Genomic DNA, 19,170 nt, shown 5'->3' on the forward strand with positions numbered 1-19,170 from the left:
GAGAGGCATTACTGCCTCTCCTTCCGCCATTCTAAAACCTGATTATGCATCAGGATTTCTTCATATCACCGGGCCTTTGACGGCAGGCACAGTGCAATAAGGTGTATGTGGGAAAACGCTGATCAAGAACGATTGTACATTATTAACTAAAAAACATATGAATATTATTCCCTAGCCTCTGATCTCAATAAGCAATATTGTATGTAGCAATAAAATACGGCCGTAAGATACATATTTCTGCTTTCATTCCAAATAAACAAACCATTTTTACGTTGCAATTAATGCTTCGAATTATTCTGTAATACTATAAAGGGCTGATATTCTTTCCAGTCCGGCTTATAATGATCAAGTATGATGAATCCCCTCGCATAGTTTCCTAGTACTATATCAAGGTCACCATCGTGATCATAATCCTTTACATCCATACAAATCCACCGGCCTTCTTTTTCAATGGGCGGTGCATGTGGTGTAAATGTAAGTGGTGTTTTGCCTCCTTCAAAAAAAATAAATTTCTCCGATGGATTATGTTGAAAATCCGCGAAAAAGGCAATGGCAGCGATATCTGGTTTACCATCCTGATTAAAATCTCCTGCTACAGCTTTAGTACATCCATTGACCGGATAGTTCCATGCTAGCCTGTATTTATTATTTCCTTCATTTACATAGACGTATAAACCGTGGTAAGGTTTAAGCACCATAGAAAAATCCATGTTATCTCCACAGGTATATAGTATATCAAGTTGTCCATCTCCATTAAAATCCATCAGTTGAAAACTGGTAGAACCGTTGAGTGGCGGAAATCTCAGGAGATTCTTTGATATAAAGCCGCCTTTTTTGTCATTTTCAAATAACCAGATGCCTTCGTCACCGGCAGCAAATAAAACCATAATGTCCGTATAGCCGTCATGGTTAAAGTCACCGGTTTCCGCATGAATGGCACCCGGCACCTCCCATATAGGCAACTGTTTCCAATGATGGTCTGGTAATTGTTTCAGCCAGTATAAACCACCCTGATTATGCCCAAATGCACATACCAGCAAATCTTCCAGCCCGTCTTTGTCAAAATCTGCAGATAAAGTTTGTACCGGACGTTTCAGGAATGGCATGATGTCGGCCTGTTTTCGTTGCGGATCATCGGGATTAATACTGGTAATAATTCCAGCAGGCACATCCAATGCACGCAGGTTTCCTATTTCTGTCTGGGTTGTCTGCGTTCTGCCGGCAGAGTCTTTTGTGTATAGTACGTCTGTAGCGGGAGATGGTAGTTTTCGTGTATTTACTGCCGTCAATGCCGTATCCCATTTTGTCAGGGTATTATCTGCATCGCTTGTCAGCAGGCCACCAGTGGGAAGAAACGACACCATGGTAGTAGCCGCCACCAAATGGCTGTCTTTCAGCGCTGGTAATTTCAGTGAAAAAACAGCCCAATCATGCTGTAAAGGAACAGGAGGTTTGGCTGGTGTTAGTTTTTCCGGAGCGGTACGTTGATAGTAGTCTACCAGCTCTGTCCATTCTTTAATGGAAATAAGGGCCGGTTTATCGCCCGGCATTGGTGGGTAGTATTTGCTTCCGCTCCACACTTTGATGCCTAATTTGGGCGCCATAGCAGGCAATACGTGGTTTGCCCAGGTATCTTTGTCGAGCAAAGCTGGTGACACAGATAAATGACAGCCGGAACAATATTTGTCTGCCAGTGCTTTTCCGGCTTCTTCTTTAGTGGGTGTATGGCAACTGCTGTTGATAATGATGCAGGAAGTGATTGTAAATAACAATGCCAGACAATATCGTTTCATTCTTGGTTGATCGGTCATCAGGAAAATAATTTTAACGGGCATTGTAAAGTACTAAAAATGTCCGCGCAAAAAACGAATGCAGCGAAATGATCCGCTGCATTCGTTTTTATGAAAAGCTCAAGCTGCTTATTAATAGTTTGGGTTCTGGTCCAATACTCTTTGTCCACCTACAATGGTCAGGTCAATCTGACGTTGCGGGATAGGGAAATACTCATTCTTCCCTTTTGTAAAATGTCCGCCTTTCAAGTCGTTCGTGATACCTGATTCATAGGTAATGAAGGCATTCAGTGCCGTATCAGCAATGCCCCAGCGTACCAGGTCGAAAAAGCGGTGACCTTCTGTAGCCAATTCCAATTTGCGTTCAAAATAGATCGCTTTCAAGGCGAAATCTTTACTGGCAAAAGTGGCGGTATATCTACCGATTTTATAATTGGCGGCCATTTTAGCAGGATCAAAGCCAAGTAAAGGTTTTGCATCATCCAGATATTTGTGCAACCAGTTTTCAGGATGGTTGATAATTCTATCCCGGATCTGGTTTACCAATGCCGTAGCCCCTGGCAGATCGCCGTTTTGGGCATGACATTCAGCATCCATCAGTATTACATCGGCAAAACGGATCAACAGTACGTTAATAGCTGATCCCGGTGCCCAGGAGTGTGCGTCCTTGTATTTATCCTGGTTAAACTGCCAGTACACCATTTTCTTAGGAGCATAAGGACCTGCATAAGCCTGATCTCTTATCCAGCTTGCGCCCGGGTGATTTCCCCAGTCGTGATAAGGAAGCCCACGGCGGCCAACGGTCCAGTCCAGACGAGGGTCTAGCGAGCCTGTTTCGGGTGTAAAAGGAGTAGAAGATAAAATTCCCTGGTCATTTTTCACCGGGGTTGTATTATAAGTGTCCAGGTTAGGCAAGCCGGTAGTGGGATCTGTACGGTAAGAATTTACCAGATCCTGTGTAGGCTGATAAAATCCGCAGCATCCAAAAGGGCTGTTGTACGGAAAGTTCAACATTTCTCCCTGATTAGCATTGGCAATGGTGTTGGTACCATCGTTGGCGTCCATCTGAATGGCAAATACTGACTCGGAATTATTCTTCCTGGCAGCATCAAAGTTATCCTCAAACGCATCGGTCAATTTGTATTTAATACCGTTGGAAGTAACCCCTGAAGCAATGGCTTGATCAAATAATGGCATTGCTTCGGTATATTTTTTCTGATAGAGGTAGGCTTTGGCCAGGTAGATCTGTGCAGCCCACTTATTAGCGCGTGCCACATCGCTTTGAGTGGCGGGCAGGTTATCTGCCGAAAATTTTAAATCAGCTTCAATAAATGGCCAGATATCTTTATCATTTTTGACACGAAGATTTAGCGTTGTGTCGGAGATATAAGGTACTTTATTGAACATTTTTTTCAGCTCAAAATAGTAGTGACCGCGCAGGAAACGAGCTTCTGCTTCTACTTGTGTTTTTTCAGCGGCGGTCATGTCTGTTGCCTTCCGCAATTTTTCCAGGACGGTATTGGTACGGGTAACCCCTTCATAGACAGCTCTCCATTTGGTGTTAAAAAAACCGTTACTAGCATCAACTGTAAATTTCGCGATAGGATCAATACCTGGCTGGTCACCGCTGAAGCTACCTTTATGCGAATCGCCACCAGCAACGCTGCCATAGATCCAGTTGGTAGGAGAGGCTTCCCATGGGCCGCCACCACCAAGGGCCGCCTGGGCTGTTTGCTGTCCATCAAGGGCTGCATATGCACCCACCAGCAAATAATTTATACCGTCTTTATTAGCCACTATTTCATCACTGAGTGATCCGATAGGTGCCCTTTCCAGGAAGCTCTTTTTACAAGCACTTATTCCTACTGTTACCAGGGCAAGCATGACACTTAAATATCGTAATGTTTTCATTTTTCTCAATTTTGCTTTTCAGAAAAAAATTATCAGAAGGTAACATTCACACCAAGCAGGTATTGACGCTGATTAGGATAGGCTCCTTCATCCACACCAAAATTGCTGGTACCACCGGTAACTTCAGGATCAATACCGGAGTATTTCGTAATTGTAAACAGGTTTGCAGCCTGTGCATATATCCTGAACTTTGTTATGCCGGCTCTTCTTAATACAGCGCCTGGTATAGTATAACCCAGCAGGATATTTTTTGCGCGCAAGTAAGAACCGCTTTCAACAAAATATGAGTTAGGCACATTGGAAGTACTAAAAGACGGTGAAGTTTCCTGAATAGGCGCCTTCGCGTTCTGGCGGGTTGGCAGCCAGGAATCATACAGGGCTGTTTTACTCTTCGCCCCTTCAAAAGAAGGATAGAAGTCCGTCCACCATTTTACCTGATTCCAGATCTTGTTTCCCTGCACACCGTACAGGAATAAGCTGAAATCCCAGTTTTTATAGGTAAGTCCTATATTCAGACCATAGGAAAATTTAGGATTTGGATTACCCAGGTAGGTTCGATCTGCTTCCGTGATCCTGCCATCGCCGTTAACGTCTGCATATCGGAAACGGCCTGGTTTTGTATCTGTCTGATACACAATGGAATTATCATTAAATTGTTTTTGGGCAGCTGTATTAGCGTCATTTATTTCAGACTGGCTGTTCCAAAATCCGTCTACCTTATAACCATAGAATTCACTGATAGAATGGCCAACGGCATTTCGGATAATGAAAGTACCATTAAACCGGCGCTGCTCCTGATCAAAATAAGGCGCTGCATCTGATATCTTTATGATCTCATTATGGTAGGTGGTTAAGTTACCATTCAGGTCCAGTTTAAGGTCTTTGGAAAGATTTAATTTTGCTGTAGCGGAGAAATCAAATCCCTTATTTTTCATTTGTGCGATATTTACAGAGGGAGAAGCAGCTATTCCATAAACACCTGGTAATTCAGGATTATAGAGCAAATCTTTTACATCTTTGCGATAGTAGTCTGCTGTTATTTCCAGCGCGCCTTTGAACAATGTTGCATCAATACCAATATTGGTGTTTATGTTACTTTCCCATTTTGCATCGGGGTTACCGATTCTACTACGGTAGAATCCTTGCTGGATAATATTTCCAGCTCCTTTCAGGTCATAAAATGAATTTCCTCTTTCAAATCCGTAAGCGGTAAAAGCGTTACCCGGATCCACATTGATCTGATTACCCATGATACCGTAGCCTCCTCTGATCTTAAGATCCGAGATCCAGCTGACATGTTTCATGAACTCTTCCTGGGAAATACGCCATGCTCCACTTATCGCCGGGAAGTTACCATATCTGTTATTTGCACCGAAACGGGAAGAACCATCCCGGCGGATCAGTGCACCAATGAGGTAGCGGTCTTTAAAGGTATAATCCACCCTTGCAAACAGCGAAAACAGGCCATCTGTGAAGCTGTTGCTATAGTTGGTAGGTGTACCGGTACCCGTGCTCAGGTTGGTAAAGTTAGGATCAAATGTAAAATAGTTCAGAGAAGTTCCACCTACAATACGTCCCTGATTATTAAATGCTTCCGTACCCACCAATACTTTCACGTCATGTACCTGATTAAAGTTCTGATGATAACTCAGGGTATTCGTCCAGGTCCAGTCATAACCGCTTCCGGCATTTTCTGTATATGAGTTTACTTTATTATTTTCTGCATTCTCATATTCAGGAAGTGTAAAACTGTGATTATTGAAAGAATAAATTTCACCACCGAAACTGGTACGGAGAGTAATGTGGTTGAAGATATCACCCTCTGCATAAACATTACCCAATAAGCGGCTGGCTAATGTTTTGGTGGTACCGAAACGATCCTGGATAGCTATCGGGTTACGCGCGTTACCCAAGCCCTTACCGAAGCTACCGGCATAATTGCCTTTGATATCGTACACAGGGATAATAGGCATTTCACGGAAAGCCATACCAATACCACTACCTTCGGTAAGTGCACCAATCTGCGGATTGTTGATAATAGAATATTCAATATTTTCTCCCACTCGTATGTGATCAGTAACATTATAGCTGCTATTGGATCTTACAGCATAACGTTTGTTATAAGTGTTCTTTAATGTACCCTCCTGGTTAAAATAGTAGAAAGAGAAGAAATAGCTTCCCATATCTCCGCCACCTGCTACTGAAATATTATGACTGGTGATAGGCGCCGGTTTGAATATTTCATGAAACCAGTCTGTACCTGATTTATTGGCTTTAACAATGCGGTGAAAACCATCCACGTCACTTGCCACCTTATAGTTTGGATTTACAAAATATGTAGATGGATCAGTTCCAGGATCGCCTTCCATGGCGCCTACGGGTGCAATATAATCCGGCAGGCGCGGTGTGGCACCGGAGCCATATTGTTCATCCGCATACGTAGGATTAGGCGTAGTGTTGGCAATAGCCATCCATTTCAGGTTGGCCTGTTCCTGTGGGCTCAGGATATTCCATACGTTGCCGCCTTTGGGGCGTTGTGTTCCGTAATAGCCATCGTAAGAAACTTTTACTTTACCGGTACCTCTTTTAGTGGTTATGATAATTACGCCGTTGGCTGCACGTGCTCCGTAGATAGAGGCTGCGCCAGCATCTTTCAACACCTGCATGGTTTGTACATCATTGGGATTTACATCCGTTAGATTGGAAATAGGTACACCATCCACCACATACAATGGGGTATTGTTTCCAAAGGTATTAACGCCGCGGATCTTTACCTGCGGCTCCTGTCCCGGCTGCCCGGAACCGAGAATGGTAACACCGGATACCTGTCCTTGTAGTTGATTGGCGATTTGCGAGGTAGGCTGTTTGGTCAGATTCTCCACTTTTACAATGGATACCGATCCGGTGAGGTCTTTCTTTTTCTGGCTGGCATAACCGGTTACGACTACTTCTTCCAATGATCCTACTTTTTCACTGAGTGCAACATTCAGCGGGCCGGAGCCGACCACTACTTCCTGGGGATCGTACCCGACAAAAGAAAAGATGAGTATTTCTCCTGATTTTGCCTGCAGGGAAAAATTTCCGGCGGGGTCTGTAGCGGTACCGCGGTTGGTACCTCTTATAGACACTGTAACACCGGGGAGGGCGTTGCCTGAGGCCTTGTCAGACACTTTTCCCGTAATTTTCGTTTGTGCGTAAACGTTGCTGCCGGCCAACAGCAACAGGATGCCACATAGCGCGGCGATGGCCTGGTAGAGTTTCTTTTTCATAACGTGATTTAAGCGTAACGTTTAAGAAAAATTGTTTAAAAAAAGGGTACCTGTGTGCATATTTCCGTGTTGTACAGATACGACATTGCATACGAACTCCTGCCCCGCTATGAAGTGTTCACAGCAGGTTCATTTATACAGCCCGTATATTAAGCATAGGAATTTCAGCCCCGTTATGATGTACTCATAGCAGGTTAATTTATACAGCTGGTATAAAACATAAAACTCCAGCCCCGTTATGATATACTCATAGCAGGTTAATTATACAGCTGGTATGTAAAGCATTAGTTACTCATCGCCTGTGCAAGATGCGCTACACAGTGAGAATAAGAAATAAGTGTCTGCACAACAGTTAAAATATAACGATTGAAAATGAATAAGAAGACTAACTAATTGTGCCTGGATCAGATGATGATTAAATCATATCAGCTCATAGTTTAATTGTTTACGGATATGTATTCGAATCAATAATGGTGTGAGAAACTTTGTTACTTGTAACAAACATTTTCAAACTCAGATTTTGGTTCTCACGTGGAATTGTGCTATTGATTTCGAATATATAACAATATTTTAGCCCAGACAAATGCTCTTTTAACATTTTCTTCAAAAGTGCCAAATTTGCAGGCTGTCATTCCACTATTCCACACTGTTGGGATAAAATAATATAAGGAATATGCTTTTGAAATAGTTTTATGTATGTTTAAGCCCTAATTGTTGTGTCATGAAAATATTGAATATTGTCTTTTGCCTGATGTTTGTCGTGTTTGCGGGCTTACAGTACAATGATCCCGATCCGTACGTATGGATGCCTATCTATCTTTATTCCGCGGCACTTTGCGGGCTGGCAGCCCGTCACCGCTTCTATCCAAAATGGTATCTGGCCGGCATAGCGGTATACCTGGCCTATGCTATCTATAAATTTTTTGATCAGAACGGCGTGGAAGACTGGTTTACCAAACATAATGCGGAGAACCTTGCAGAAACCATGAAGGCGGCCAAACCCTGGATTGAAGAAACCCGGGAATTCTTTGGGCTATTTATCTGTATTGGCGCATTGGGGATTAACTATTTTTACAGCAAGCGGAAAAGAGCGTAGGTGGTCTTTTTCCCGATTGCTATTTTCTGATTCTGAAAGATTTAAAAAGATGAAGGGAGATATAAACGGAATTATCCGCATATATCTCCCTTCATCTTTTTATCTCCACATTACATATTGATCTTCTGAGGTCCCCCATTTAACGTTACTTCCTTACCTCTCCAGCGGAACCGTCCGGTTACGCCAAAAGGCAGCTTAACGGTACCGGTTACACGATTATTTATGAAAGACAGGTCTACTTCCATGAGTTCTCCATCCGGATGTACCATCGTTGCTTTCACATGTGGTGAGGCTCCCGGATCCGGCGCTATCAACACTGTTCTGAAGTCAGGTGAAGTGGATTGAATGCCTGCGGTAATGCCCAGCAGGAAGAGGTTTGCGACAGCAGCAGCAGACTGATACATGACTGCACTGTTTTGTGCTTTCAAAGCGGACAAGCGCTGCAGCTCTGCTGCAAAAGTGCCGGTTACACCGGTTTCCTGCATCGCCTTAAAGATGTAGTACTTTTCACGCAGGGATTCTTCCGGAGATGGCTTTTCATTCAGCAACCGTTGCATGATGCTTTTCACCTGCCGCGGTGGTACTGCCTGTGCCAGTACAACCATCGCGTTGGTATAGCGGGAAAACGCTTTCCTGGCAGGTGTTTCTGCATACCATCCTTTTTCTCCATCAAAACATTGCTGATACAATACCTCCCGCAATTTGTCTGCCGTGCGGATCCATGACAGGGAGTCGGCGGGTTTATCACAGTAACCGGCGATGGCCGCTGCCTGCCGGAGCGCATACAGGTACTGACCTGACAGGGGTGCCAGAGCAAGACTATCTCTATAAGGCATCTCCCCTGGCAAGCCCGTAACCGGGTCCTGATAACGATCTACCCAATCGAGAATACTCCGTACACCGGGAAACAATTGTTTTGCCAGTGCTTTATCTCCTTTATACAACAGGTAATCCTGTAAGGTACCGATCCAGGTCAGGGCATCTGTAATATTTAAGAGGCGGTCGTCTGACGGGTAGCGGGAACGGATCAGACCTTCCGGAATGCGTGACTGGTCAGCCTGTATCAGTGCATTTCTCAACAGTCGGTCATCTCCCGAAAAAAATGAAATGGCCAGTCCCTGTATATGGGCATCCTGTATATATTGTAACTGCTCTTTACAGGGATCGTTGTACAAATTATCCTGGGCGCCCACTAGTGCAGCGCGTTTTCCATTATCCCACAACGAATCGGCTTCGGCATTTGCCGTGAATGCAGCTTTGTCAGCCAGCAACGACTGCGTATATACGTTATAGTAATCCAGCAGGGTAAGTGGTGCTTTATCTGTTTCGATATCCATCTGTGCATAACGGAAGGTACGATAACCCGTGGTGGTGAATTTCCGGCGGGCACCACCATCCGGACAGATAACATCCTGCAAAGCGTTTTTTGTGTCGTACCCCGCCAGGTAAGTAATTTTTATGTTGGCTCCCAGTCCGCCGCTGATCAGCATTTCCGGGAAGCCAGTTGTTTGCAGTCCGCAGTCGAGTAGTAACCTTACTTTTCGTTTAGCCGATATCGTTATAGCCTCCGTTCCTTTCAAAAATGCGGCATCTACAGTAATGCCCTGCGATAAAATAACGGTCTTGAAATTCTGTCGTTCCTGGCTAAGCTGGCTGATGGGTCTTGGCGACAGTAAGCGCCACTCGTTGGCACTACTGCCCCGTAGGGCCACGCCAGCAGTAGCTACCGCTGTTTCCCAGCAGGTGTCTTTAAATGTAGTTTGTTCCCAGCCCCAGGGATGGTATTGTGCGGTGATGCTATCGCCGGCATAAGCGCCATAGAAAGTGTCATCGTTCGTTTTTACGGGTAGCACCTGGAAAGCCTCATCTTCCATAACCTGCCAGGGGGTAGTTCCAGTATTGATAATAGCGGCTTCGCGGGGGGTATGTCCTTGTATGAGCAATCCCGTAGCAACAGTCAGTTGTCCGCGGGGTTTGCTGCTTCCGTAATTCACCACTTCAGCAGCGAGTACGTTTTTGCCATATTTCAGATAGGGACTGATATCTATTGTTTCGTAGTACCAGTTGGAGAGGTCGCCACGGGCGGGTCCTATCCCCACCTGGTGACCATTCACATACAAACGGTAACGGTTATCCGCAGAAATGTGAATAATAAACGAACCTGAATAATTCAGCAGCTCAAATTGTTTGCGGAAAAGGTAAACGCCAAATGCTGCCGGTGCGGCTGTCCCATCGCTGATCCACCGTGCATCCCATTGCTGTGGTGCTGTGTAGACTCTTTTCGGCGGCTGTGCTTTCCCGGCCATGCTCAATCCTATGAGTGCCGGCAGTAGTACACATCGTTGCAGATATTTCATAGAAGGGTGGTTGTAGATAAAACTGGTCGTCAGGATATGTTATTTACAAATATATTAAATATTATAATAAGATCGCATAACGGTCTTTAGTGGCCGGATTGYGGAAAGAAAATGTTCGTATATTCATCTCCCTTAAACTCACCACATGAAAAAAAGTGATATCCAAATTGACCCGGGATATTATACCCGTTACATTAGTCTTGTACCGGATACAGACCTGAACACTGCGCTGGCAGCGTCCTTACAGACCCTGAAGTCGTTAGATATTGTACAACTGGAACCTTTGGCGGACTATGCATATGCACCCGGCAAATGGACCTTGAAAAATGTACTGCAACATATTACAGACACAGAACGGGTTTTCACCTATCGCGCCATGATGTTTGCCCGTAAGGATTCGCAAATGGCCCCCAGCATGGACCAGGACGTTTATGCCGACAATGCGGAAGTAGATGACCGCAGCCTGGCGGATGTACTGGCGGAGCTAATCGCCCTGCGTACAGCCACCATTGCACAATTCAGTGGGTATTCCAATACCACCTTGTCCAGAACGGGTATGAGCTGGAAAACCGAGATGTCGGTATTAGCCCTGGGATTTACCACCGTTGGACACCAGCTGCATCATCTGGATATTATCCACAAGCGATACCTGCAGGATCCTCCGGAGTACTCCCCGGCGCATAACTAACATAGAGGTTAGTAGTTAACAATTAGTACACCTCTTCTTTAAGCCAGTAGCCCGGTCTAGCTTTGCAGACATAAAATCATTACACATGAAACGTCTGGAAAATAAGATAGCCCTGGTTACAGGAGGAAGTCGCGGTATGGGTGCTGCTATTGTGAAACGTTTAGCAGAAGAAGGTGCTACGGTAGTATTTACCTATGTAAAAGGCGCCGCCCAGGCTACTGCCCTGGTGGAAGAATTAACAGCAAAAGGACAACGGGCATCTGCTGTAGCAGCAGACAGTGCAGACCCGAAAGCGGTCATCGCAGCAGTAGATCATACCGTTAATGCACATGGTCGCGTAGATATACTGGTTAATAATGCAGGTACAGCCGTGATGAAACCATTTTCAGAATATACCCTGGAAGATTATGAACACACCATGGCCGTAAATACCCGGGCGGTATTTGTGGGCACACAGGCAGCCCTCAACCATATGAGCAGTGGCGGCCGGGTGATTACTATTGGCAGCTGCATGGCCGACCGCGTAGTAGGTCCTCATGGTACACTGTACAGCATGAGTAAATCAGCCCTCACCGCTTTTAACAAGGGGCTGGCACGTGACCTTGGCAATCGTGGCATCACCACCAACCTGGTACAACCTGGTCCGGTAGATACCGACATGAATCCGGCGGATGGTCCGCATGCTGATTTTCAACGGCAGCACATTGCCCTGGGCCATTATGGTCAGGCTACCGATGTAGCCGACCTGGTGAGCTTCCTGGCAGGACCGGAAAGCGGTTATATCAACGGTTCAGCACTGACCATTGATGGTGGGTTGAACAGTTAAATCAATAAGCCATACAGCAGAAGGGGGTATCGTTCACACGATACCCCCTTTTTTATTTTACCTGGCCATCAGGTTCCAATACATATAGTCTGTCATAGGTGCGTCTGTGATTCCAAGATGGCGGCCAATGGTAACCACCTGCCCGCGATGATAGCCGCTGTGACTGGCCACCTGTTGCAGCATCTCAAAACGGGGAATATCGAAATCGCCGGTAAAAGGAATGGCTACTTTGCAGGTAGCTACCATTTCCTCTTCAGACAGGGACTCAAAATAATCCACCAGACGTGCGGAGGATGCCATTAAACCCTCCATGGCCTCTTGTACGGAACCGGTATACACTTCACCATAGGTAAAGGGCGGCGTTTCGCCCAGCAGGTTTGCCATCCACCAGTCCTGTACATTCCAGATATGACGGAGCGTTTTGCGGATAGAAGAAAAACTGGAGGCAACTTCCACGTCCATCAATTCCGGCTCCTTGCTTTCCAACCAGTTGATCATAGTGTTGTTGCCCCAAAGATTCCAGGAAGCATTGGCATTTGTCATACCTGACAGAGAAGAACGGGAAGTACTGGTAGCAGTATGTATCATAGTTGTTGTTGTTTTTATAATACAAAGAAACAACACCTATGTGACAGCCCTATGTCAACAGGGTTTCGATATATTTTTCTCCTCCCTAAAAAGAAAATTATTTCACTTTGGGCAAATCCAGTTCATGATTAGTTTAACTAATGGTTTTTTAGTGTAAACTTGCGGTGCAATCAACTTTAGAGCAACATGAGCCGGAAATTCTACTACCTGAGCATCACCTACATCTTCCAAATCCTGTTAAGCATCACAAACGCCTTTGCCTTCGAGGCTGACAAAGGCCATATAAAAGGCCTGGTGACTACCACAGATGGCAAACCAGCCGCCCATGTATCGGTGGATTTAGTGGGTACTTCAAAGAAAACAGTCACCTCCGCAGATGGCGCCTTTACGCTGCGGGATATTGCCGCCGGCAATTATGAAATACGTATATCGCTGGTGGGCTATCAGCGTCAAACGCAGCAGGTGACCGTAGTGGCTGGTAAAACCAGTAATATTGATATCCACCTGAATATATCTGACCAGCAGCTACAGGAAGTGATTGTATCATCTACCCGCAACAAGTTTAAAACCAGCAACAGCAAGGATGTAGCCAAATTACCTTTGGCTAACCTCGAAAATCCGCAGGTATATACCACCATTAACAAAGAGCTGCTACAGGAACAAGGCGTATTTACCGCAGATGATGCGATCCGCAATGCGCCAGGTATCACCAAGCTATGGGCTGCTAACGGACGCGCCGGCGATGGTGGTGCTACCTACACCATGAGAGGGTTTACCACCGCTGCCAGACTCAGGAATGGCATGGCGGGCCAGGTAACTAGCACGGTAGATGCTATTAACCTGGAAAAAATGGAAGTGATCAAAGGACCTTCCGGCACCTTATACGGCAGCACGCTGGTATCTTATGGCGGATTGATTAACCGTGTTACCAAGCAGCCATATGACCACTTTGGTGGTGAAATAAGCTATAGCGCGGGCAGCTATGGTTTAAGCCGGGTAACCGCAGATATCAATACACCCCTCGATAAAGATCATAAAGCTTTATTGCGCATTAATACTGCTTATAACAGCATGGGATCTTTCCAGGACAATGGGTTCAGCAAAAACTTTGCATTTGATCCTTCGTTCTCCTATAAAGTAAACGACCGGTTAACGCTCTCTTTTGAAGCAGAAACTAATTACCGCAAGGCTACGATGCCTGCACAATACTTTTTTTATACTACCTATGCGCAACTGGGCGTGGACAGAGCTGATCAACTGAATGTGGATTATAAAAAATCTTACCAGGCCGGCGACCTTGTTCAAACCAGCAACAATACCAACTTCTATGGTACGGCTATTTATAAGATGTCTGACCAATGGAAATCACAAACAACTTTCAGTACCACACAAGGCAGTTCTGACGGCGCCAGTCCTTACTTTTTCCTGATGCCGGGTGATACCACCATCAAACGGATGATATGGACACTGGATGGTAATACCAGCAATATACAGTTACAACAGAATTTCACCGGTGACTTCCATATAGGTAGTTTGCGTAACCGGATGGTCGTAGGGCTGGATTACCTGAATCAGATTTCCAATATCCGGTATATTAATCCCATGCCCGCAGGCGGTCCGGCTTTATTTGATACCATTCCAACCAGGGGCAAAAATCCTGCTTACTATAATTTTAATAAAGACAATGTAAATAACCTGTATCAAACGCAGCCAAAGGCTTACACCTACAACTACACCCGCTATAATATCTATAGCGTGTATGTATCCGATGTGCTGAACCTCAGGCCCAACCTGATGGTAATGGCGAGTATCAGAATGGATCATTTCAACAGCCAGCCGGTAAATAATCCTGTGGACGACAAATCCACTCAAGGCTTTGATCAAACTACCTTTTCACCCAAACTGGGTATCGTATACCAGGTAGTAAAAGATAAAGTGTCTTTCTTTGGTAACTACATGAATGGATTTACGAATCCGGGTTATAAGGCCGTTGCTAACGAAACAGGGGGGCTTACGAATAAACTGTTCAAATCGGAGCAGGCCAATCAGTGGGAAGCCGGCGTAAAACTGGACGTATGGGACGGTAGGTTAAGCAGTACGCTCAGCTATTACGATATAGAGGTGAAGAACAAAGCCATCCAGGGCAACATTCCAGGTTCGTCTATTCAGGCTGGTACGCAGTGCAGCAAAGGGTTTGAGGCGGAAGTAAACGCCAATCCTTTTACCGGATTCAATATAGTGGCAGGTTATGCTTATAATGACAGCAAATGGAAGAATGCCGCTGCCCTCTACGCAGGCAGAAGACCAACAAGTACAGGTCCGTTGAACGCTGCTAACCTGTGGCTCAGCTATGCACTCACCACGACTGCTGCAAAAGGGCTGGGTATTGGTTTTGGTGGCAACTACGCAGGTGATAATATGGTCATAAACAACACAATTAACGGTGTATTTACCTTACCTGCCTATACCGTGCTGAATGCAGCGGTTTATTACAATCAGCCGAAGTACCGTATAGCCATCAACGTTAATAATCTGGCCAACCAGATGTACTGGACTGGCTTCACCACTGCGGATCCGCAGATGTTAAGACAGGTAACCGGCACGTTGGCTTACAAGTTTTAATCCTGCTCAGGCGGTTATAAACAACGGGGGCGGGGACGGAAGTTCCCGCACCCGTTGTTTATAACCGCCTGTCATTCAATGGAGCTGGGCCAGGTTCGCACTTTTACAGACCAGATCCCGGTTAATTTTCTCTCAAAAATTTGGTAAAATGAAAAATACATCTACCTTTGTTGTATAAACAACAGTTGTAACTGTAATTATGAAACTGGAAGAAGAACTGAAGCAGACCAGGTTTAAGGACGAATACCAACGTGCCATGCTAAATATAATATTTACCGGTGGTTGGCTGGAAGTAGGCGCTTCTCATGTGCTGAAGCAATACGACTTATCGAGCCAGCAATTCAATGTATTACGGATACTTCGCGGAAGTGCGCCTAAACCATTAAACCTGCTGGACATACAGGAGCGGATGATGGATAGAATGAGTAATGCGACCAGGTTGGTGGAGAAGCTTCGTCAGAAAGGACTGCTCACCCGCAAACAATGCGATTCCAACCGCCGTAAAGTAGAGATTGAGATTACAGAAAAAGGTCTGACTTTATTAAAAGAACTGGATCCGATCATGGAAAAGAATCACAAGGAACTTACAAAGAAACTTACAAAAGAAGAAGTTGTTATTTTAAATGAATTGCTGGATAAACTCCGGGATTGATTTTTTTTGTCCAAACAGTTGTATATACAATAAAAGTATAAACACTAACAAACCTACATTATCATGTTTAAGAGATTACTTCAAACAGACGACAGCCTTACCGCCTTTATAGTGCGTATCACCTTAGCATTGGTGATGTTACCACATGGTGCACAAAAATTACTGGGCCTGTTTGGTGGCTACGGATTCAAAGCCACCATCAACTACTTCACTTCCCAGGGTACCCCGGCTATCCTGGCTTTCCTGGTGATACTCACAGAAAGCATTGGTGCGCTGCTGATTCTTTTCGGATTTACCACCAGGCTGTGGGCAGCCATGCTGACCGTTATTATGCTGGTAGCGATTTCCATACATCAGGCAAACGGATTTTTCATGAACTGGAGCGGAACGCAGACTGGTGAAGGATTTGAATACCATTTACTGGTTATCGGTATCAACCTTGCACTGATCATTAAAGGCGCCGGACGCTGGTCCGTTGACCGTCAACTTTCTAAATAAATAATACTTAAATTCAATAAAAAACAGTCATGAAAAAAGGTTTCTTTTTCACCACCCTCCTGGTATTAGCCAGCATCGTTAGTTTTGCACAGGTAAAATGGAATGCTGATCCTGCACACACCAGCATCATCTTCGGTGTAAAACACTTAGGTCTGAGCTATGTGCAAGGCCATTTCACCAAATTCAATGGTACCATTGAAACTGCCGACAGCACTAACTTCCAGAATGCTAAAATTGATTTCACGGTAGATGCTTCCAGCATTTCCACCGGGGTTGATCAGCGTGATGGTCACCTGAAAACGGACGACTTTTTCAATGTAGCAGAATATCCTTCTATCACCCTGAAAAGTGTTTCCCTGAAGAAACTAGCAGGTGACAAATATGTATTGCTGGCAGATCTTACCATCCGCAACACTACAAAACGTGTAACCTTTGACGTTACCTACAATGGTGTCATCAAAGATCCATGGGGTTTAAGAAGAGCTGGATTTATTGCCAAAGCCACTATCAACCGTCTTGATTTTGGTGTAAAATATGCAGACAAATTACCTTCCGGTGTATATGCAGTAGCACCTACTGTTGATATCACCGTGAATCTGGAAGCAGTTAAGCAATAGTTTACAGATTATAATTAGTGTTTGAGTACGGTCCCGCGGTGTAAGCCGGGACCGTTTTTTGCTTACGAAATACCTCATAAAAAAATGGCCGTTCCATCCGGAACAGCCACGCTATAATTTTCGATACTTTTTATTTCTTCTTCGCTTTCTTTTTCACATTAGCCGCGGCTCTCTTCTTCACTTTTTTCTCTACTTCCGCCATTTCTTTGTTGTGCTCATCCAACAGCAGTTGCCAGTTATCATTAGGGATATCTTCGGAAAAGCTGATGGTTTCGCGGTAATCATCTTTGTTGATCTTCATTTCCGTGATAGGCTTACCGAGGAATTTCTGAATTTCATCCAGGATAGGTTTTTCTTCTGTGGCGCAGAAGGAAACTGCCTGCCCTTTCTGTACACCACGCCCAGTACGACCTACACGGTGTACGTAATTTTCCGGCACGTCTGGTAAATCGTAGTTTACCACGTAATCTACGTTTGGAATATCAATACCACGTGCGTTCACATCGGTGGTTACCAGTACTTTGACATCTCCTTTTTTGAATATATCCATCACTCCGAGGCGATCATCCTGTTCTTTACCTCCGTGCATGGTAAGCGATTTGATGCCAATACGTGCCATGGCCGCCATTACACGCTCTGCGCGTACTTTGGTACGTACAAATACCAGGATTTTGCTTTCCGGAAACTCCTTGATCAGTCTTTCCAGGAAAAAGCGTTTATCATCCATCTCCACATATGCTACGGCGTGGCTAACGTTCTTAGCGACCGGATCTTTGGGAGATATTTGTATGCGGATAGGATTATTTACGACGGAATACGCCAGGTCTTTAATGTCCTTGTTCAGGGTCGCTGAAAAGAACAGGGTCTGGTGTTCGCGGGGAATATGCTTGATAACATCGCGGATGTCGCGGATAAAGCCCAGGTCCAGCATGTGATCGGCCTCATCGAGTACGAGGGTTTTCACCTGGCTCAGGTCTATATGTCCCTGATTGATCTGGTCAAACATACGGCCGGGGGTGGCAATGAGCACATCCACGCCTTTTTCCAGCACTTTGATCTGGGGGCCCTGCTCTACGCCGCCTACCAGGGCGAGTATTGTCAATTCGGTGTATTGTGCAATTGCCTGAAATACTTCTGCTATCTGGATGGCCAGTTCACGGGTAGGCACCATTACCAGACATTTTACCTCGTATTTGGCCTTCCGGTATTTACGGTCCTGTTGTTGGAGACGGTGCAGGATAGGTATAGCAAAAGCAGCTGTTTTGCCGGTTCCTGTCTGTGCGATAGCCATTACATCATCTCCGTTCAGGATAGATGGTATTGCCTTAAATTGTATATCTGTAGGCTTTTTAAAGCCCATTTCTTCTAAACTGTCCTTTATTTCAGCCGAGATATTGTATTGTTCAAATTTCATGTGATGCCGTTAGAAGGCACAAAGATAGCATAAAGCGGAAAGCATAAAGCATAAAGCACCTGACATGGAGATAAAAGCGGATATATCATATCACATAATATCCGCTTTTATCTCCATGTCAGGTGCTTTATGCTTTATGCCTTTACCCTTCAGCTATTGTTTAATCAGTTGTATTTCCATATTCAACTTCACCTCATCGCTGAGTACAATACCACCGGCTTCAGTGGTGGCATTCCAGCGCAGGCCATAGTCTGCGCGATGAAGACGCCCTTTGAGGGCAAAACCTGCCTTGGTTTGTCCATAAGGGTCTACCGTTACACCAGCATGCACTACATCCAGTTCGATAGGATGCGTTTCGCCCTTAATGGTAAGCTCTCCGAGTAATTTGTACTGCTCGTCATCAATCTTTTTTACTTTTTTGGAGACGAAGCTGATTTTAGGATGATTGGAGGAATCGAAAAAGTCGCCATTCTTCAGATGCTCGTCTCTCTGCCTGTTCTGCGTATCAATACTATCCGCCGCCGCTTCGAAGGTGATAGTTGCGTCATGAAAATCCTCGCTGTTCGTTTGAATACTTCCGGTAAAACGCGTAAAATATCCACTCACATTCGTAATCATGAGATGTTTAACTTTGAATCCGATTTCGCTGTGTGATTCATCAATTTTCCAATTTGTCATAGCACATTGTTTTTTATGTCTTCAAAGACCCAATAAAAATACGTGTTATCACATCATAAAACTTGGACATTTTGCTGGAAATGATGGACGATTCTAACATTAACATTTCTTTATAATAACCATATTATTTATTATAATTAAATTAAATTTATACCCAATTACCA

General features: G+C 44.8%; 14 protein-coding genes. 7 read left to right on the top strand and 7 right to left on the bottom strand.

Annotated features, from left to right (window positions below; translation table 11 throughout):
- Nucleotides 1-278 precede the first annotated feature (278 nt).
- From AC1DP6_RS07340 to AC1DP6_RS07350, 3 genes are all read right to left on the bottom strand, one after another.
- Entirely contained in the window at nt 279-1,811 is a 1,533-nt protein-coding gene (locus AC1DP6_RS07340) for an FG-GAP repeat domain-containing protein (RefSeq protein ID WP_477054233.1), read from the bottom strand.
- A 111-nt stretch (nt 1,812-1,922) separates the two neighbouring features.
- Nucleotides 1,923-3,701: a RagB/SusD family nutrient uptake outer membrane protein gene (locus AC1DP6_RS07345; protein ID WP_477054234.1), complete on the bottom strand. Its 1,779-nt coding sequence runs from the start codon at nt 3,699-3,701 to the stop codon at nt 1,923-1,925.
- A gap of 32 nt (nt 3,702-3,733) precedes the next feature.
- On the bottom strand, nt 3,734-6,970 hold the full coding sequence (locus tag AC1DP6_RS07350) for a SusC/RagA family TonB-linked outer membrane protein (protein ID WP_477054235.1): 3,237 nt from the start codon (nt 6,968-6,970) through the stop codon (nt 3,734-3,736).
- Between the two features lie 721 nt (nt 6,971-7,691).
- Between AC1DP6_RS07350 and AC1DP6_RS07355 the strand changes: the two genes are divergently transcribed.
- A complete protein-coding gene (locus AC1DP6_RS07355) occupies nt 7,692-8,066 on the top strand; it encodes a transmembrane 220 family protein (RefSeq protein ID WP_477054236.1) in 375 nt (124 codons plus the stop codon).
- 110 nt (nt 8,067-8,176) lie between these two features.
- Here the strand turns inward: AC1DP6_RS07355 and AC1DP6_RS07360 are convergent, their stop codons facing one another.
- Nucleotides 8,177-10,423: an alpha-L-rhamnosidase N-terminal domain-containing protein gene (locus AC1DP6_RS07360; RefSeq protein ID WP_477054237.1), complete on the bottom strand. Its 2,247-nt coding sequence runs from the start codon at nt 10,421-10,423 to the stop codon at nt 8,177-8,179.
- Between the two features lie 145 nt (nt 10,424-10,568).
- On the opposite strand from AC1DP6_RS07360, the gene AC1DP6_RS07365 reads away from it, so the two are divergent.
- A complete protein-coding gene (locus AC1DP6_RS07365) occupies nt 10,569-11,111 on the top strand; it encodes a DinB family protein (protein ID WP_477054238.1) in 543 nt (180 codons plus the stop codon).
- Nucleotides 11,112-11,196: 85 nt separating this feature from the next.
- Nucleotides 11,197-11,937 (top strand): SDR family NAD(P)-dependent oxidoreductase, encoded by a 741-nt coding sequence (locus AC1DP6_RS07370; RefSeq protein WP_477054239.1) that lies wholly within the window; start codon nt 11,197-11,199, stop codon nt 11,935-11,937.
- Between the two features lie 57 nt (nt 11,938-11,994).
- On the opposite strand, the gene AC1DP6_RS07375 is transcribed toward AC1DP6_RS07370, so the two are convergent.
- A complete protein-coding gene (locus tag AC1DP6_RS07375) occupies nt 11,995-12,525 on the bottom strand; it encodes a DinB family protein (protein ID WP_477054240.1) in 531 nt (176 codons plus the stop codon).
- Nucleotides 12,526-12,711: 186 nt separating this feature from the next.
- On the opposite strand from AC1DP6_RS07375, the gene AC1DP6_RS07380 reads away from it, so the two are divergent.
- From AC1DP6_RS07380 to AC1DP6_RS07395, 4 genes are all read left to right on the top strand, one after another.
- Complete coding sequence (locus AC1DP6_RS07380) at nt 12,712-15,147, top strand: TonB-dependent receptor domain-containing protein (RefSeq protein WP_477054241.1); 2,436 nt, start codon at nt 12,712-12,714, stop codon at nt 15,145-15,147.
- 199 nt (nt 15,148-15,346) lie between these two features.
- A complete protein-coding gene (locus tag AC1DP6_RS07385) occupies nt 15,347-15,799 on the top strand; it encodes a MarR family winged helix-turn-helix transcriptional regulator (RefSeq protein ID WP_477054242.1) in 453 nt (150 codons plus the stop codon).
- A 63-nt stretch (nt 15,800-15,862) separates the two neighbouring features.
- Nucleotides 15,863-16,297, top strand: coding sequence for a DoxX family protein (locus AC1DP6_RS07390; RefSeq protein ID WP_477054243.1), 435 nt, complete (start codon nt 15,863-15,865; stop codon nt 16,295-16,297).
- A gap of 29 nt (nt 16,298-16,326) precedes the next feature.
- Complete coding sequence (locus tag AC1DP6_RS07395; RefSeq protein ID WP_477023208.1) at nt 16,327-16,914, top strand: YceI family protein; 588 nt, start codon at nt 16,327-16,329, stop codon at nt 16,912-16,914.
- Between the two features lie 130 nt (nt 16,915-17,044).
- On the opposite strand, the gene AC1DP6_RS07400 is transcribed toward AC1DP6_RS07395, so the two are convergent.
- Together AC1DP6_RS07400 and AC1DP6_RS07405 are read right to left on the bottom strand one after the other, a co-directional pair.
- The gene (locus AC1DP6_RS07400) at nt 17,045-18,328 is read right to left on the bottom strand and encodes a DEAD/DEAH box helicase (protein ID WP_477023209.1); all 1,284 of its coding nucleotides are present in this window, start codon (nt 18,326-18,328) and stop codon (nt 17,045-17,047) included.
- Between the two features lie 153 nt (nt 18,329-18,481).
- A complete protein-coding gene (locus AC1DP6_RS07405; protein WP_441573395.1) occupies nt 18,482-19,006 on the bottom strand; it encodes a YceI family protein in 525 nt (174 codons plus the stop codon).
- Between the last annotated feature and the right edge of the window lie 164 nt (nt 19,007-19,170).

This window comes from Chitinophaga sp. 01L420 (assembly GCF_056399985.1).

Excerpts from the sequence above, each read along its gene's own strand:
- AC1DP6_RS07340 (WP_477054233.1), bottom strand. The coding sequence starts at position 1,811 with ATGACCGATCAACCAAGAATGAAACGATATTGTCTGGCATTGTTATTT.
- AC1DP6_RS07380 (WP_477054241.1), top strand. The coding sequence starts at position 12,712 with ATGAGCCGGAAATTCTACTACCTGAGCATCACCTACATCTTCCAAATC.
- AC1DP6_RS07345 (WP_477054234.1), bottom strand. The coding sequence starts at position 3,701 with ATGAAAACATTACGATATTTAAGTGTCATGCTTGCCCTGGTAACAGTA.
- AC1DP6_RS07385 (WP_477054242.1), top strand. The coding sequence starts at position 15,347 with ATGAAACTGGAAGAAGAACTGAAGCAGACCAGGTTTAAGGACGAATAC.
- AC1DP6_RS07375 (WP_477054240.1), bottom strand. The coding sequence starts at position 12,525 with ATGATACATACTGCTACCAGTACTTCCCGTTCTTCTCTGTCAGGTATG.
- AC1DP6_RS07350 (WP_477054235.1), bottom strand. The coding sequence starts at position 6,970 with ATGAAAAAGAAACTCTACCAGGCCATCGCCGCGCTATGTGGCATCCTG.
- AC1DP6_RS07390 (WP_477054243.1), top strand. The coding sequence starts at position 15,863 with ATGTTTAAGAGATTACTTCAAACAGACGACAGCCTTACCGCCTTTATA.
- AC1DP6_RS07405 (WP_441573395.1), bottom strand. The coding sequence starts at position 19,006 with ATGACAAATTGGAAAATTGATGAATCACACAGCGAAATCGGATTCAAA.
- AC1DP6_RS07360 (WP_477054237.1), bottom strand. The coding sequence starts at position 10,423 with ATGAAATATCTGCAACGATGTGTACTACTGCCGGCACTCATAGGATTG.
- AC1DP6_RS07400 (WP_477023209.1), bottom strand. The coding sequence starts at position 18,328 with ATGAAATTTGAACAATACAATATCTCGGCTGAAATAAAGGACAGTTTA.
- AC1DP6_RS07365 (WP_477054238.1), top strand. The coding sequence starts at position 10,569 with ATGAAAAAAAGTGATATCCAAATTGACCCGGGATATTATACCCGTTAC.
- AC1DP6_RS07370 (WP_477054239.1), top strand. The coding sequence starts at position 11,197 with ATGAAACGTCTGGAAAATAAGATAGCCCTGGTTACAGGAGGAAGTCGC.
- AC1DP6_RS07355 (WP_477054236.1), top strand. The coding sequence starts at position 7,692 with ATGAAAATATTGAATATTGTCTTTTGCCTGATGTTTGTCGTGTTTGCG.
- AC1DP6_RS07395 (WP_477023208.1), top strand. The coding sequence starts at position 16,327 with ATGAAAAAAGGTTTCTTTTTCACCACCCTCCTGGTATTAGCCAGCATC.